Here is a 14621-nt window from a genome sequence, read left to right as displayed (position 1 = left end):
GGCTGGTGACCATGATCGACAGGCGCAGCCTGCGGCTTCTCGCCCTGCTCGCCTTGTGGCTGCGGTCGGAAAAGGCCACGTCCCCGGGATGACAGACAACCACACGCCCCGCCCCGGCCCCTGGGATCCCAAGCCGGAGCCGGCCACCGCGCCCGGCGTCACGGCGAACACAAATGCGCCCGCCCGTGCGTCCGGGTCGCCGCTGGACAAGGGTCAGTCGCTGGTCTGGGCCCTGATCTCGACCGCGCTGCTGGGTGGCTTCATCTGGTATCTCAGTGGCAGCTGGATCGTGGCCGCAGCCGCGATCTGGGGGCTGCTGGTACATGAATACGGCCATGTGCTGGCGATGAACCGCTACGGCATGGGTCCGGCGAAGATCTACATCATTCCCTTCTTCGGCGGCCTGGCGCGCGGTCAGAGGATGGCGAGCAGCGAGTGGGACGGGGTCAAGGTGTCGCTGGCCGGTCCGGCCTTCGGTCTGCTGGCGACCCTTCCCTTCTTCGGCCTCTATCTGGCGCTGGGCGGGACCGGCTGGCTGCTGGGCGCGGCGGTGATCGCGGCGATCAATCTGGTCAACCTGGCCCCGGCCCCGCCGCTGGACGGCTCACGGGCCCTGGGGCCGGTGCTGGCCCGCATTCATCCGATGGTCGAGATGGGGGCCATGATCGCCATGGGGCTGATCGTGGTGCTGTGGGGTCTGCTCAGCGGCCGGTTTATTCTCGCGGTGTTTCTGGGTCTGGCCTTGATCGGTCATCTGCGCCGCGGTGCCTGGCGACCGGAAGGGCGCACGCTGAGCTGGCGCGAGGCCGGGTTCAGCGTCGGCCTGTTTCTGGTCACCGCCGTCGCCTGTGTCGGCGTGGGTCTGGTCGCCCTGATCCCCCTCGGCGACGGGACCCTGTCCGGGGCGCTGGATATCAGCCGTGCCTATCTGGGAGTCAGCCGGTGAGTCGCCAGTTCCATGACGGACCGGTGATCGTCGGCGGCGGCCTGGCGGGTCTGTCGGCGGCGCTGGAAGCCGCCCCGCACAAGGTGCTGGTGGTGACGCCCGCGCCGCTGCTGGAAGCCTGCTCCTCGGCCTGGGCCCAGGGCGGGGTGGCAGCGGCCCTGTCCGCTGGCGACGCCCCGGCCCTGCATGCGACCGATACCGAGGCGGCGGGCGCCGGACTGGTCGAGGTCGAGACGGCGCGAATCCTGACCGGGGATGGACGCGAGACCGTCGAGTGGCTGGCCGGACTGGGGGCCCCGTTCGACCGGGATGCGGCTGGCGGCTTCGAGGTCAGTCTGGAAGCGGCCCATTCGACGGCGCGGGTGGCGCGGGTCGGCGGTGACGGAGCCGGGCGGGCCATTCTGTCGGCCCTGGTGACGGCGGTACGCGCGGCGGATCATATCGAGGTCTGGGAAGACGGTCGGCTGACCGGTCTGATCCAGGACGCCACCGGACGGGTGCGGGGCGTTCGCGTCGTGCGTGGAGAGCGGACTGTCGAGGTCATGGCCCCGGCCGTGGTGCTGGCGACCGGCGGGGCGGGTGGCCTGTTCGCCATGACCACCACACCCGCTGCCCTGAAGGGCGAGGGCATGGCCCTGGCCTGGCGGGCCGGGGCGGAAATTCTCGATCCGGAGTTCGTCCAGTTCCATCCGACGGCCATGGATGTCGGGCTCGATCCCATGCCGCTGGCGACCGAGGCGCTGCGTGGCGAGGGCGCGCGCCTGATCGACGGGGCCGGACGGTTCCTGCTGGGCCCGGCGGCCGATGCCGACCTGCAATCGCGCGATGTGGTGGCCCGGGCCGTTCATGCGGCGCGTGGCGACGGGCGCGGAGCCTATCTGGACGCCCGTACCGCTATCGGGGCCGAGTTTCCGCACGCGTTTCCGGCCGTGTTCGCCGCCTGTATGCGCGCCGGACTGGACCCGCGCGAGACGCCGATCCCGGTGGCCGCGGCGGCGCACTATCACATGGGCGGGATCGCCGCCGGGGCCGACGGCCGCACCAGTCTGCCGGGGCTTTATGCGGTGGGCGAATGTGCCGCGACCGGGGTGCACGGGGCCAACCGGCTGGCGTCCAACTCCCTGCTGGAAGCGGCCGCCTTCGGACGACGCACGGGTAGGGCCGCGGTAGGCGAGGCCCGGGAAACAGGCGAGACCCTGCCGTTGACGGCGACGAACGAGCTGCCGGCGGCGGCGCTGGACGAGCTGCGGCAGGCGATGAGCGATCATGCCGGGGTGGTGCGCGACGCGCCGGGTCTGCAGACGCTGATCGCCCTGATCGACCGACTGGACGACGCCTGGCCGGGAGCCCTGCCCGTGGCGGCCGCGCGCCTGATCGCCGAGGCGGCCCTGGCCCGGCACGAGAGCCGCGGCGGACATTGGCGTTCCGACTATCCGGAGACGGCGGCCGCCGCCGTCCACACCCGGATCCGCAGGGCACAGGCGGCGGACCCGACACCCTCCCGGGCGCTGCCTGACGCCCTGTTCCAGACCGAGGCCGCCCTGACATGATCCGCCAACTGCCGGACCTATTGATCGACCCCGTGGTGCGTCTGGCCCTGGCCGAGGATCTGGGCCGGGCCGGCGATGTCACGGCTCAGGCCTGTATTCCCGAACGGGTCCGGATGAAGGCGGTGTTCGCGGCGCGCAAGCCGGGCGTGCTGGCCGGGATCAGTTGCGTGCGGCTGGCGGTGCTGGCCATGGATCCGAAGGCGAGCATCACCCTGCTGCTGCGCGACGGCGAAGCCTTTGCGGCCGGGACGGTGCTGGCCGAGGTCGAGGCAGACGCCCGGGCCTTTCTGGCGGCCGAGCGCACGGCGTTGAACCTGCTGGGGCGGCTGTGTGGAATCGCCACCCTGACCCGGGCCTATGTCGAGGCGGTCAAGGGCACGCGGGTGCGGATCGCCGACACGCGCAAGACGACACCGGGCCTGAGGGCGCTGGAGAAACATGCGGTGATCTGTGGCGGTGGCGTCAATCACCGCTTCGGACTGGATGACGCCATTCTGATCAAGGACAACCACATCGCCGTGTGCGGCGGGGTGGCCCCGGCCGTGCGCCGGGCCCGGGCGGCGGTCGGCCACCTGATGAAGATCGAGGTCGAGGTCGACAGCCTGAAGCAGCTGGATCAGGCCCTGGCCGAAACGCCGGATGTGATCATGCTGGACAATTTCAGCCTCGAGGACCTGACAGAGGCGGTACGTCGGCGGGCCGCCAGTCCATTCGGGCCGGTGACACTGGAGGCTTCCGGCGGGGTCGATCTGTCGACGGTGAAGGCGATCGCAGAGACGGGCGTCGATGTGATTTCGGTAGGGGCGCTTACGCACTCGGCTCCGGCGCTGGATATCGGTCTGGACGTGTTGCCAGACTGAAGCGCGGCCCGGCCTGCGGGCCGAACAGACGGCCATTGAGCCGCCGCTGTAGCGGTGCATCGATCCAGTGATGGTACAGGGTCGCCGCGATCAGGGTCGAGGCCAGCCCCCCGAACCATAGCCCCCAATCCAGCCAGCTTCCGTCGGCAATCGCTGGAAACTGTTGAAGGATCCGGGGGATGACCAGGCCGAACCAGATCGCGCCGGTCAGGGTGTGGATCATGAACAGGCTGAAGCTGACCCGGGCCCCCCATTCGGCTCCGGGAAGAGGACGGGTCACCGGTGAGGCTCCGCAGCCCAGCACGACGGCGCAGATGGCGAGAATGTTGATCATGTCCGGCCCGGACAGGGCGGCGTTGGCCAGCAGGACCGCGGCCCCGCCGAAGCCGAGGCTGCGGGCCATCACCGGGCTCCAGGCCGCAGTCTGGACCGCGCGGGCCAGGGTCAGGCCAACGAGGAACAGCGGCGCGGCGCGAAAGAAGGCCCACTGGAACGGCAGGTCGAACTGTTGGGTGCCGAACACGGCCAGACTGGTCAGGTTGGCAGCGACGAGGATGAACAGACCCAGACCCAGGGCCGTGCCCGGCCGCCGGATCGGCAGCATCCGTCGCCACAGCATCGGAAAGAAGGCGTAGCAGATCAGCAGGGCCGAGATGGTCCAGCTGGGGATGTTCCAGTGTCCGCCGCCGAGACCGAAGGCGTGCAGCAGCAGGACCTGGGCAGGCAGGCCCGACCACTGGAAATTCTCGGGGTGATGGGAAGCCAGCCCCAGCAGACCTGCCGTGCCGACCATGGCGGCCAGCAGGGCCAGGGTGATGATATGGGTCGGGTAGCAGCGCACGAACCGGCGGGCCCAGAAGCGTCCCAGCGACAGTTTGCCGGTGGCGACGGCGTCGCCATAGGCCTTGGCCAGGACGAAGCCGGACAGCATCAGGAAGAAGTCGGTGGCCAGGTAACCGCGCCCGAGAAAGTCGTGCAGCGTCGCCAGCGCGACCGGAGCCTCGTCGCCGAAATGGAACACCACCACGAACAGGGCCGCAACGAAACGCAAGGCATCGAGGGCTCCACCCCGGATCGCGGACGGTCGGGAGGCGCTGGACGGGCAGACGGGCTGGGCGACAGCGGACATGAACTCGACGACCTGTGTCCCACGGCGGGACCTGAAGGCCGTCTGGCTGCAAGGGTCGGGCCGACCTCCGTTGCGGAGGACCGGGAAACCGTCATTGATTCGCTGGAAGATGCCGCCGTTCGCGTCGCCTTGCGGCGGCAAGGATCAGGCGGCGGGGCGAGTTGCGGTCGGCTGCGTCGTAGCCTGGGCCACGGCGGTCACTGGGGTGGTCGGAGTCGACGGGGCCGGCTGGACCTGCCGCGCTGAAGCGGAAGGGGCCGGTCGGGTCGTGGAAGACTGGGCCTGGGTCTGGGCTGCAGTCGTTGCCGGAGCCGGGACGGGACGCACGGTGACGGCAGGCTCGGCCGGGGCCGGAGCGGAGCCGGTCAGACCTTCCTGGGCCAGGACGAGGCTGTAGGCCACGGCCTGACCGGCCTGGCGAACCGAAGCGGCCGGATCCATGCTGGCCTGGATCAGACGCGGCTGATCGTCGGGGCTGGACGGGCGGGCCGCATAGTTGAACGCGGCGCTGGAACCCGAACGGCCGCCGAAGCGATAGAACAGGTGGCTGCCGACCTGGTTGACCCGGATCAGGGAATTGCGCCAGCGCGGCGAAACATTGGTGGTGTGGAAATGGGTGGCATTGCCGACGGCGGCATAGACGTGGCCGGACAGGGCCCTGGAGGCGACGTCGCGGGCCCGGTTCCAGGCGACGCGGTTCACCGGATTATGCATGGTGCCGTTGCAGGTGAAGCTGAACTGGCAGCCGCTACGACGAGCCGCGCCCTGGAATACCACACCACAGACGCTCTTGGGGAAGGCGGGATGGCGGGCGCGATTGAGCACGACCTGGGCCACGGCCTGCATGCCGTCGCGGCCTTCGCCGCGGGCTTCATAGTAGACGGCCTGGGTCAGGCATTCGAGGTCGCGGGACTCATCGAGCGCATTGCCGAGGTGGAACGGCCGGGCGGCGGGACTGGCCGAGGTCAGGCTAACCCGGCGGAGATTCGATCCCGGCTGGTTGCGGAGCTGCTCCAGCCGCGCGGTGAGCAGCTCGGCCTGACGGTCACGCTGGGCGCTGCCGGCGACGGTATAGGGGTCATGGCGGCGTGCGATGGTCAGGGCGCTGGCGTCGAGGCCACCGGCCGCCGCGGCGAGAGCTTCTTCGGTAAATCCGGCCGAGGTCGCGCCCTCGATACGTTCAGCCTGTGCCCGAACGGTCGTCGCCTTTGCGGCCGATCCGCCCAGATAGGCGCAGCCCACAGTCAATCCCACAAGAACGCCAAATGCTGCTGCTGCCGTGGCGGGCCGGATCCGGGCCGCACGTTCGACGCGCAGAGATACGCTCTGATGTGAGAAATGCGACAAAGGCTCGAACCTGTTCAGCAGGGCGCAATGCCGCCCCTGAAATTCTCAATTCGGTACTGGTCGACCTACCCAAGCAAGTCGCGGTCCAGCGCCGGATACCGACGGTCAGTAAGGAACCAACTGCCGGGGACGCGCCTTAAGCCAGCCGTTTATGGCGTCAATGTGGTTGATTCGCAATATTTGGGTGCAGTGCAGCATTCTGCCGCATGGCGATGAGAACGGCCAGGCCCCCTCTCCGACGTTTCTAATTTGAGGCCAAGTCAGCGGTCCGAATACTGAATTCTCCCCACAGGATATGTTCTGCGCAACCTTTACCACTCACAGGCGATGATTGTGCGGTGCACAGCCTGTTGCCATGCGTGACTTCAGGGTGACGACGATTTCTGTGGAACGGAACCGAGAACCCCGGCGACACGTTCCAGCTCTACTGTTTCACAGGAAGACCATCATGATTCGATTGACCGCCTTATCTGCCCCCCTTGCGGGCGTTCTCGCCCTGGGCCTGGCCCTGGCCGGGTGCGGGACCACCCTCGAACAGAAGGCTGCTACCGGGGCTGTAGCCGGAGCCGTCGTCGCCGGCCCGGTTGGTGCCGTGGTCGGTGCCGCCACCGGAGCTGTGATCGCCAAGACAGACAAGCCGAACTAGTTCGTTCGTCACCCATGGCCGGAAACGCTCCGAAAGGGTGTTTCCGGTGATGGCGGGGGTGTTCGGGTGTTTACGGCGGGGCAGAAATTTTGCCCCAACCTTGATTTTTGCCACGATTTCCGCTTAGGCACGCCGCCGGCTGAGCGTCGCTCGCCGGTCTGCGGCCATTTTGCCGCCAATCATTAGTTTGGGAATTGCTGACCTCCGCATGAGAGATCTGAAACAGACTGCCTTCACCGACCGTATCGCCACCCAGCAGGAAGCCAAGAAGGCCTTGCTTGCCCGCTTCAAGCCCAAGGCGACGGTGCAGGACCCCGAATTCGACAAGTTGGCGGCCAAACGTGCCGCTGAAAAGGAAGCCCTGCGCCAGCAGCATGAACTGGTGAAGGCCGAGCAACGCCGCGAGCGCGCCGAAAAGGAAGCTGTGCGTCTGGCAGCCGAACGTGAGGCTGAGGAAGCGATGGAAGCCGAGAAGCGCGGTGCCCGCAAGGAACGCAAGGCCGTGTCCAAGGCCGACCAGAAGGCGGCCCGTGATGCCCGTTACGCCGCCCGCAAGGCGCGGCAGCGCTAGACCATTTTTGTTTCAGGTCGACTCGACCTGAATCCAAAAAATGGTCCAGATTCAAACTGGAGCGAAATCTGAGCCGAGTTGAACTGCGTCCAACTCAACCGATTTCGCTCTAGACCTGCTCCGCGAAAAAGGCCCGACCTCAGCCCGGCGGCTCTCCCCCGTCGGCCGGGGCGGGATCCTGTAGTATCCGGCTGAGCTGATCGGCCGAATAGGGTTTGCGCAGGAACGGCCAGGGCGCATCGGTCAGCGCCTCGTCGACATCATCGCCCGCATAGCCCGAGGTCAGGATGATCCGCATCTCGGGATAGTCGGCGGCACAGGTCCGGGCCAGTTCGATGCCTGTCATTCCGCCGGGCATGACCACATCGCTGAGCATGACGTCGAAGCGTTCGACCTTGAGCCGTTTGAGCGCCTCGGGGGCTGTCTCCACGGCCTGGACGATCAGGCCCAGTGCTTGCAGCAGCTCGACAGCCACCGCGGCGACGCCGACATCATCCTCGACCAGTAACAACCGTCGCCCGGAGGGCATGGCGCGCGCAAGGCCGGTTGTAGGCTCGGCCAGGACCTGCGTCCGGTCCCGTAGCGGTGGCAGATAGATGTGGATGTCCGTCCCCTTACCCACCGATGAGGATATCCGGGCCGTGCCACCGCTTTGGCGGGCAAAGCCATAGACCTGGCTGAGACCCAGGCCGGTTCCCTTGCCGACGGCCTTGGTGGTGAAGAAAGGCTCGAACACCCGGGCGATGACCTCGGGGGGCATGCCCGATCCCGTGTCTGATACGGTGATGCAGACATAGTCCCCTGGGACGAGCTCGCTGATCTCATCGGCCTTGACCGCGCAGGAGTGGGTCTGGACCATGACCCGGCCCTTGTCGCCCAGGGCGTCGCGGGCATTGACCACGAGGTTGAGCAGGGCCGCCTCGAACTGACCCGGATCGACGCTGACCCGGGCCCCGCCGCGACGCAGTTTCAGCTTGAACTCGATCGCCTCGCCGACGGCCCGGCGCAGCAGGGGTTCGCTCTCGCGGATCAGGGTGTTGAGATCGACCGCCTCGGGACGCAGGGTCTGGCGTCGCGAGAAGGCCAGCAGCTGATGCGTCAGCCCCTCGCCGCGTCGCGCGGCGGCCAGGGCGGCCTCGCCCAGCTTCTTGCGCTTGGTCGCGTCGTCGGGCGAGCGCAGGATGATGTCCAGAGCCCCGATGACCACGGTCAGCAGATTATTGAAGTCATGGGCCACGCCACCGGTCAGCCGCCCGACCGCCTCCATGCGCTGGGCATGCATCAGATCGGCTTCGGCCTTGGCTTTTTCGGCGAGAGCCTCGCCGACGCGTTCTTCCAGAAGTTCATTGATACGCTTCAGGTCGTCTGCGGCCCGCTTGGAATCGGTGACGTCCAGGCTGGCTCCGACATAGCCCCGGAACACACCGGCGGCATCAAAGCGGGGAATGCTCTCGCAACGTAACCAGCGCAAACCCAGTTTCTTGTGATCGATCCGGAGCATGCCCTCGAACCGGTGGTGGCCCTTCATGGCCTTGATGAAGGCTTTCGAAAACGGCTCGATGTCGTCGGGATGGGCCAGCTTCTTCCAGCGGGCTCCCATCAGTTCGCCGACGTCGACCCCGAAGACGGTCTGGTAGCGCTTGTTGGCGAAGGTGATCCGCGTCTCCGGGTCGGTCATCCAGATGAACACCGGCGCGCTGTCTGCGACGGTGCGGAAACGGGCTTCGGATTCGGTCAGGAGGTTTTCGGCCTGAACCCGGGCGGTCTCATCGCGCATCGTCAGCACCGCGCCGATGGAAATGCCGTCGTCACCGATCACCGGACGGGCATTGCCGACGGCGACCACTTCGCTGCCGTCGGGCCGGCGGATGCGCCAACGGGCACCGGTGACGATTTCGCCGTTTCGAACTGCGCGGGTCAGTGGCAATTCTTCGGACGGATAGGGTCGGCCGTCCTCGGTGAACAACTGATAGGTCTCGGCGTAGTCATCCGGCCCCGTACCGAGGGCCTCGATACCGTGCTGACGCCGGGCGGCGTCGTTGATGAAGGTGATCCGGCCCTCGGGGTCGGTGACGATCACCCCTTCGGCCAGCTGTCCCAGGATGGCGTCCCGTTCGGCCGCGCTGGCGGCCAGGCGGGCGTTGGACTCGCGGATGTCGGTGATGTCGAACGACATACCGACATAGCCGAGGAAGCCGCCCCGGGTGTCCAGCCTGGGATTGACCGCGACCCGCATCCAGCACCAGTCACCGTTCGCATCGGCGAAACGGGCTTCGAACCCGTAGGGCAGACGGTAGGGACGTGCGGCGTCCTGGTGGGCCGCGACTTCGGCGAGGTCGTCGGGATGAACGGTTTCGCGCCAGACTCCTCCCAGGATCTGATCCGCCGGCCGACCATAGAATTCGACCAGGGCCTGATTGACGAATTCGACTTCGCCCGTGGCATTGGTCAGCCAGACGGGCGACGGGGCCTTGTCGGCCATCAGGCGGAACCGGGACTCGCTCTCGCGCAGGGCCGCCTCGATCTGGCGATGCTCCGTGACGTCGACATTGACGCCGATCATGCCCTGGAAGGTCCCGTCGCTGTGGTGATGGGGCCGGGCCTGGGTCAGGAGGGTGCGCCAGCTGCCATCGTAGCGGCGGAATCGGGCCTCGGTCTCGAACGGCACCTGAAGCCTGAAGGCGTCGGTCGCAGCCTGCCGAACACGGTCGCGGTCATCCGGGTGAACGGTCTCGATCACGTCGAAGGTCTCGACCTCGCCAGTGACGTTCCAGAATTCCCTCTGGGCCCGGTTCAGGTGAACGCAGCGGCCTTTTGTATCGCTCATCCACAGCATGACCGGGGCATGTTCGTTGATGATCTCAAGCCGACTCTCGGGGTCACCCCCGAGCGCGCGAGCGGTCCGCAGGTCCTCGAACGTGGCGTCGAGGCGCAGCAGGGTCTTGCGCAACGCGGCCGTAACGACGGTGGAAAACAGGGCGACGATGACGAAATCGACGGGCGCGACGGGACCCGCGCTACGGATCAGGTCCACCTCGACGCCCTGCAGACGGAGCAAGGTCCAGCCGCCGGCCAGGGCGACGGCCGTGGCCACGAAGCCCGCTGTTCGTCCTCCGGCGAGGGCCGCCAGGATGACGGCGGGCAGAAGGATCAGCATGCCTGTCTGGTGGCCGGAGACGATGGTGATGGTCGACCAGACACCGAGCATCGCCAGCATCGAACCGAGTCCGATCAACGTATTCACCCAGCCCGGCTGCGGGCGCAGACGGGCCATCCGGGCGATGCCGGAATCGGTATCCACAATTCGTTTGAGGAGCGTCGTGACGCTCATTCGGCCCCCGCCCTTAACAAGCGACACAGTGCAACACCCTGTCGGGACTTGCGTTCCTTTGATTGGGGAAACGGTCTCCCCACCCTGGCGAGCGAGCGCCGGGCCCCCAACTCTCAAAGTCTGAATGGCACCATTTCCGTCAAGGGAGCAAGTATGACAGCCACTATCGATACCGGTCTGACGAAATCCGAACGTACCGGCGGCGCGCGTGAAAAAGCCGCCTGGATGCTGCGGTCGACGCTGGGCGTGCGCTAGATCGGATCATGCCCTGATGTGGCCGCAGGGCCTGATGTTACCTCGCGCGGGGCGGCTTTCTTCGCCTGAAAAGCGCCGCCAAGCGGGATTAGGGTTGAAGTCGGGTATGATGCCCGACGATGACGGATGCGGACGTGAACCCTTTCGACTGGACATTGGCGCTGAGGCCGGCGCGCAGACTGGTGGCGGCTGCCCCGGTGGCGCTGGCCGTCGTCGGTGTCGCCATGGCCGCCAGTTCCACGCCCCGCCCCGACATCGACCGGCAGGCCGAGGCGGTGGCGCGGATCACCGACGGTGATCTGGGTCCCCGGGGGCTGGCGGCGATGTCGGCCCGGATGGACCCGGCCCAGCTGGCCCTGGCGATCCGCCATGATCCGAACGCCCGTCATGTGGCGCTGCTTGGCTTGACGCCGGGCTGGGAAAGTCTGGCCCTGGCGGGCAAGCCGGGGCTGGATTTGGGGACTTCAGGCCTGGAAGCGCACCGGTTGAACGCGGCAGCTCCCGCCGCCCTGAACTTGCTCCGGCCGGCCCGTGCCTTCGCCTTTCGGACGGCGTCTGTCGCGGATCGCGACCGCGCCTTGCGCTGCCTGACCCAGGCGATCTACTACGAAGCGGGACTGGAGCCGACCGCGGGGCAGGAGGCTGTGGCCCAGGTGGTTCTGAACCGGGTGCGCGACCCCAACTATCCCAATTCGGTTTGCGGCGTGGTGTACGAGGGTGCCGAGCGGGTCACCGGCTGCCAGTTCAGCTTTACCTGTGACGGGGCCCTGGCGCGAGGTCCGGCCAGCGAGCCCTGGAAACGGGCCCACACCGTGGCCCAGCGGTCACTGAACGGATATGTGGCGGCCGATGTCGGCACGGCGACCCACTATCATGCCGACTATGTCCGGCCATGGTGGGCTCCCACACTGAACAAGCTGACCCAGATCGGGGCCCACATCTTCTATCGCTGGAAGGGCCCTGCCGGAGAGACGGCCGCTTTCAGCCAGGCCTATGCCGGTCGGGAGCCGCGCATCGACGAGGCCCGCTTCGCCCGGCCCCGGTTCGAGCCGGCCCTGATGACGAATGCGGCCGGCACGAACGACGGAAATGCCTTGCGTACGGTCGAGATCGACGGTCAGACCCGGGTGGTCGGGGTCGCTTCGCTCGGTGGCCGCCGTCAGCCCAGCAAGGAAGAGATCGCCACGATCAACGCTCGGCTGGCGGAATTCGAGGCTCCGGTACCACCTGCCCGGGTCGCCGCCGTGCCGCCCGGCGTGACCGTGATGGCGGTCGAGGAAATCGGTCGTCCCGGGCGCTGAGCTCGATCCTGCGGGCGACGACTGCAACGGTTAGGCTATAACGGCATTACCCTATACCCCGAGGCGTTTTTCGCCCCTGCAAGGTCGAGTTGTGTCCAGAGACGAAGTGACGAAGCCGAAGCCCTGGACTGAAGCCGAGCGCCTGGCGGCGCTGTATGTCTATGATGTGTTGGACACGGACGCCGAGGCCGAGTTCGACGATCTGGCGACCCTCGCGGCACGGATCTGCGACACGCCGACGGCACTGGTCAGTCTGGTCGCGGCGGATCGTCAGTGGTTCAAGGCCAGGATCGGCCTGGAGGCCGCCCAGACCGGTCGGGACGTATCCTTCTGTGACCACGCCATGCGCGGCGACGAATTGATGGTCGTGCGTGACGCGACGACGGACCCGCGTTTCAGGAACAACGGTCTGGTCACCGGTGTCACCCACATCCGCTTTTACGCCGGTGCGCCGCTGGTGACGCCGGAGGGGCTGCCGCTGGGCAGTCTGTGTGTGATCGACACCCGGCCCCGTCCGCAGGGCCTGACCGAATTCCAGGCCGACGCCCTGACGATGCTGGCCCGTCAGGTGATGAATCTTCTGGAACTGCGGCGAGCGTTGAAGGAACGACGAGAGAGCGAACAGACCACCCGGCGCGCCCTGGAAGCCTCGGAATATGTCGGGGCCTGGGACTGGGACGTGGCCACGGACCGGCTGGTGGCGGATGCGCGCTTTTCCGAGATGTACGGCGTCGACCCGGCGATCGGTCTGGCCGGAGCTCCGCTGGCGACTTTCAACCGCGCCCTGCATCCCGATGACGCCGACCGGGCCCGCGACGAGATCGTCGCCCTTTTGGATAGTGGTGACCTGTATGTCAGCGAATACCGGCTGGCCGTGCCGGGACGGCCGCTGCGCTGGGTGCTGGTGCGCGGACAGGTCTATCGTGACCATGACGGCACGCCGAATCGCTTTCCCGGCGTGGCCGTCGACATCACCGATCGCAAGGCGCGCGAGGCCGAATTGGCCGATGCAGTGACGGCCCTGGCCGAAAGCGAGGCGCAGTTCCGGGCCATCGCCGACTCCATGCCACAAATGGTCTGGGCGACCCGGCCGGACGGATTCCACGACTACTATAATGCCCGCTGGTACGAGTTCACCGGCATGGAGGTCGGTTCGACCGATGGCGAGGCCTGGAACGACATGTTCCATCCCGAGGACCAGGCCCGGGCCTGGGAATTGTGGTGCCATTCCCTGACCACCGGTGATCCCTATGAGATCGAATACCGGTTGCGGCACCATTCCGGCGTCTATCGCTGGGCCCTGGGCCGGGCCATGCCGGTCCGCAACGAGGCGGGCGAGATCGTGCGCTGGTTCGGCACCTGCACCGACATCGACGAAATGAAGCGGATGGACCAGGCTAAGGAGCTGCTGAGCCAGGAACTGAGCCATCGCATCAAGAACATCTTCGCCGTGGTCTCGGCCCTGGTGGCGCTGTCGGCACGACAATTCCCCGAAGCCAAGGCGTTCGCCGCCTCGCTGCGGACCCGTATCAACGCCCTGGGTCGGGCCCATGAGTTCGTGCGTCCGCATACGGACACGTCGAGACCGAGTGTCGGCACCATGACCCTGCATGCCTTTCTGGACTCCCTGTTCCGGGCCTATGCCGACAGCGCCGGGGTGTCACGGATCGTGATCACCGGAGACGATGCGGTATTCGACGACCAGGCCGCGACCTCGGTGGCCCTGCTGTTTCACGAACTGGCCACCAACGCCGCCAAATACGGGGCCCTGTCCGTCGAGGCCGGACGGGTCGAGCTGACCACCCGACGGCAGGAGGATCGCTTCATTCTGACCTGGACCGAGCGCGGCGGGCCGCCGGTTGAGGGTGAGCCGACGCGAACCGGTTTCGGCTCATCGCTGGCGACCCTGTCGGTCGAGGGACAGCTGGGTGGCAGGCTGGAACGCGACTGGAGAGCCAGTGGATTGCAGATGATCATCGACCTGCCGGCGACGGCCCTGTCGCGACGGCGGGCGGCGCAAATTGTCGCATAAGGCTGTGGACCGGAAACCCCAACGGGATAGCGACGTTACCGTTTGAAGAGTATCGCAAATAGTTGAGGTTATCGATTTTACGGCTATGTCGGCACGCATATTGATCATTGAGGACGAGGCCCTGGTGGCCATGGAACTCCGCTTCGTGCTGGAGGACCTGGGTCATGAGGTCGTCGGTACGGCGGCGGACGTCCGCACTGCGCGCGAGCTGGCGAGTGCGGCCGAGGTCGATCTGGCCCTGGTCGATATCCACCTGTCGGACGGTCCCACCGGTATCGAGCTGGGTCGCGAACTGGGCCAGGAGCGGGGCGTAACCGTCCTGTTCATGACCGCCAACCCGGGCATGGTTCATCAAGGCGTGGCCGGCACGATCGGCGTTCTGGCCAAACCCACTGATGAAGCGTCGGTCCAGACAGCGGTCGACTATGCGCTGCGCCGACGTTTGGGCCGGCCGATGGAATACGCCCCGCCGGAGCTGCGGCTGTTCGCCTAGACCATTCTTGTTTCAGGTCGAATCGACCTGAATCCAAAAAATGGTCCAGATTCAAACTGGAGCGAAATCTGAGCCGGGTTGGACTGCGTCCAACTCAACCGATTTCGCTCTAGGTGTGAGCTCTCAATAGGTTGTCCATCCGGTCCAGGCCGGGGAAGCT

11 protein-coding genes are annotated in these 14621 nt (G+C 66.9%); 8 read left to right on the top strand and 3 right to left on the bottom strand.

Translation table 11 applies throughout. The annotated features are described in order from the left end of the window. Nucleotides 1-88: 88 nt before the first annotated feature. Genes AAC050_RS13365 through nadC form a run of 3 tightly spaced genes read left to right on the top strand, consistent with a single transcriptional unit; the run spans nucleotide 89 to nucleotide 3356 of the window. A complete protein-coding gene (locus AAC050_RS13365; protein ID WP_339915588.1) occupies nucleotides 89-946 on the top strand; it encodes a site-2 protease family protein in 858 nt (285 codons plus the stop codon). Then, nucleotides 943-2496 (top strand): L-aspartate oxidase, encoded by a 1554-nt coding sequence (locus AAC050_RS13360; RefSeq protein ID WP_339915587.1) that lies wholly within the window; start codon nucleotides 943-945, stop codon nucleotides 2494-2496. Before AAC050_RS13365 ends, AAC050_RS13360 begins: the two co-directional genes overlap by 4 nt. Further along, nucleotides 2493-3356: a carboxylating nicotinate-nucleotide diphosphorylase gene (gene nadC, locus AAC050_RS13355; RefSeq protein WP_339915586.1), complete on the top strand. Its 864-nt coding sequence runs from the start codon at nucleotides 2493-2495 to the stop codon at nucleotides 3354-3356. Before AAC050_RS13360 ends, nadC begins: the two co-directional genes overlap by 4 nt. Here nadC and AAC050_RS13350 read toward each other — a convergent pair. Beyond that, a complete protein-coding gene (locus AAC050_RS13350; RefSeq protein WP_339915585.1) occupies nucleotides 3304-4485 on the bottom strand; it encodes an acyltransferase in 1182 nt (393 codons plus the stop codon). The genes nadC and AAC050_RS13350 overlap by 53 nt on opposite strands. 144 nt (nucleotides 4486-4629) lie before the next feature. Then, nucleotides 4630-5739, bottom strand: coding sequence for a cell wall hydrolase (locus tag AAC050_RS13345; RefSeq protein WP_339915584.1), 1110 nt, complete (start codon nucleotides 5737-5739; stop codon nucleotides 4630-4632). Nucleotides 5740-6280: 541 nt separating this feature from the next. Between AAC050_RS13345 and AAC050_RS13340 the strand changes: the two genes are divergently transcribed. Next, a complete protein-coding gene (locus AAC050_RS13340) occupies nucleotides 6281-6478 on the top strand; it encodes a hypothetical protein (RefSeq protein WP_339915583.1) in 198 nt (65 codons plus the stop codon). Nucleotides 6479-6686: 208 nt separating this feature from the next. Continuing rightward, nucleotides 6687-7049 carry a DUF6481 family protein gene (locus tag AAC050_RS13335; RefSeq protein WP_339915582.1) on the top strand — a complete coding sequence of 121 codons (363 nt, stop codon included), beginning with the start codon at nucleotides 6687-6689 and terminating at the stop codon, nucleotides 7047-7049. Nucleotides 7050-7188: 139 nt separating this feature from the next. Here the strand turns inward: AAC050_RS13335 and AAC050_RS13330 are convergent, their stop codons facing one another. Further along, the gene (locus AAC050_RS13330) at nucleotides 7189-10380 is read right to left on the bottom strand and encodes a PAS domain S-box protein (RefSeq protein ID WP_339915581.1); all 3192 of its coding nucleotides are present in this window, start codon (nucleotides 10378-10380) and stop codon (nucleotides 7189-7191) included. Nucleotides 10381-10769: 389 nt separating this feature from the next. Between AAC050_RS13330 and AAC050_RS13325 the strand changes: the two genes are divergently transcribed. From AAC050_RS13325 to AAC050_RS13315, 3 genes are all read left to right on the top strand, one after another. Continuing rightward, nucleotides 10770-11936 (top strand): cell wall hydrolase, encoded by a 1167-nt coding sequence (locus AAC050_RS13325; RefSeq protein WP_339915580.1) that lies wholly within the window; start codon nucleotides 10770-10772, stop codon nucleotides 11934-11936. Between the two features lie 106 nt (nucleotides 11937-12042). Then, a complete protein-coding gene (locus tag AAC050_RS13320) occupies nucleotides 12043-13968 on the top strand; it encodes a PAS domain-containing protein (protein ID WP_339915579.1) in 1926 nt (641 codons plus the stop codon). A gap of 85 nt (nucleotides 13969-14053) precedes the next feature. Beyond that, on the top strand, nucleotides 14054-14461 hold the full coding sequence (locus AAC050_RS13315; RefSeq protein WP_339915578.1) for a response regulator: 408 nt from the start codon (nucleotides 14054-14056) through the stop codon (nucleotides 14459-14461). The last annotated feature ends 160 nt before the right edge of the window (nucleotides 14462-14621 follow it).

Source organism: uncultured Brevundimonas sp. (assembly GCF_963974615.1).
GTDB lineage: Bacteria > Pseudomonadota > Alphaproteobacteria > Caulobacterales > Caulobacteraceae > Brevundimonas.
The sequence above is the reverse complement of the archived record's forward strand: the minus strand, read 5'-3'. Positions and strand labels throughout refer to the sequence as shown.

Coding starts and splice junctions, on each gene's coding strand:
- AAC050_RS13335 (WP_339915582.1), top strand. CDS start 6,687: ATGAGAGATCTGAAACAGACTGCCTTCACCGACCGTATCGCCACCCAG.
- AAC050_RS13340 (WP_339915583.1), top strand. CDS start 6,281: ATGATTCGATTGACCGCCTTATCTGCCCCCCTTGCGGGCGTTCTCGCC.
- AAC050_RS13315 (WP_339915578.1), top strand. CDS start 14,054: ATGTCGGCACGCATATTGATCATTGAGGACGAGGCCCTGGTGGCCATG.
- nadC (WP_339915586.1), top strand. CDS start 2,493: ATGATCCGCCAACTGCCGGACCTATTGATCGACCCCGTGGTGCGTCTG.
- AAC050_RS13365 (WP_339915588.1), top strand. CDS start 89: ATGACAGACAACCACACGCCCCGCCCCGGCCCCTGGGATCCCAAGCCG.
- AAC050_RS13330 (WP_339915581.1), bottom strand. CDS start 10,380: ATGAGCGTCACGACGCTCCTCAAACGAATTGTGGATACCGATTCCGGC.
- AAC050_RS13350 (WP_339915585.1), bottom strand. CDS start 4,485: ATGTCCGCTGTCGCCCAGCCCGTCTGCCCGTCCAGCGCCTCCCGACCG.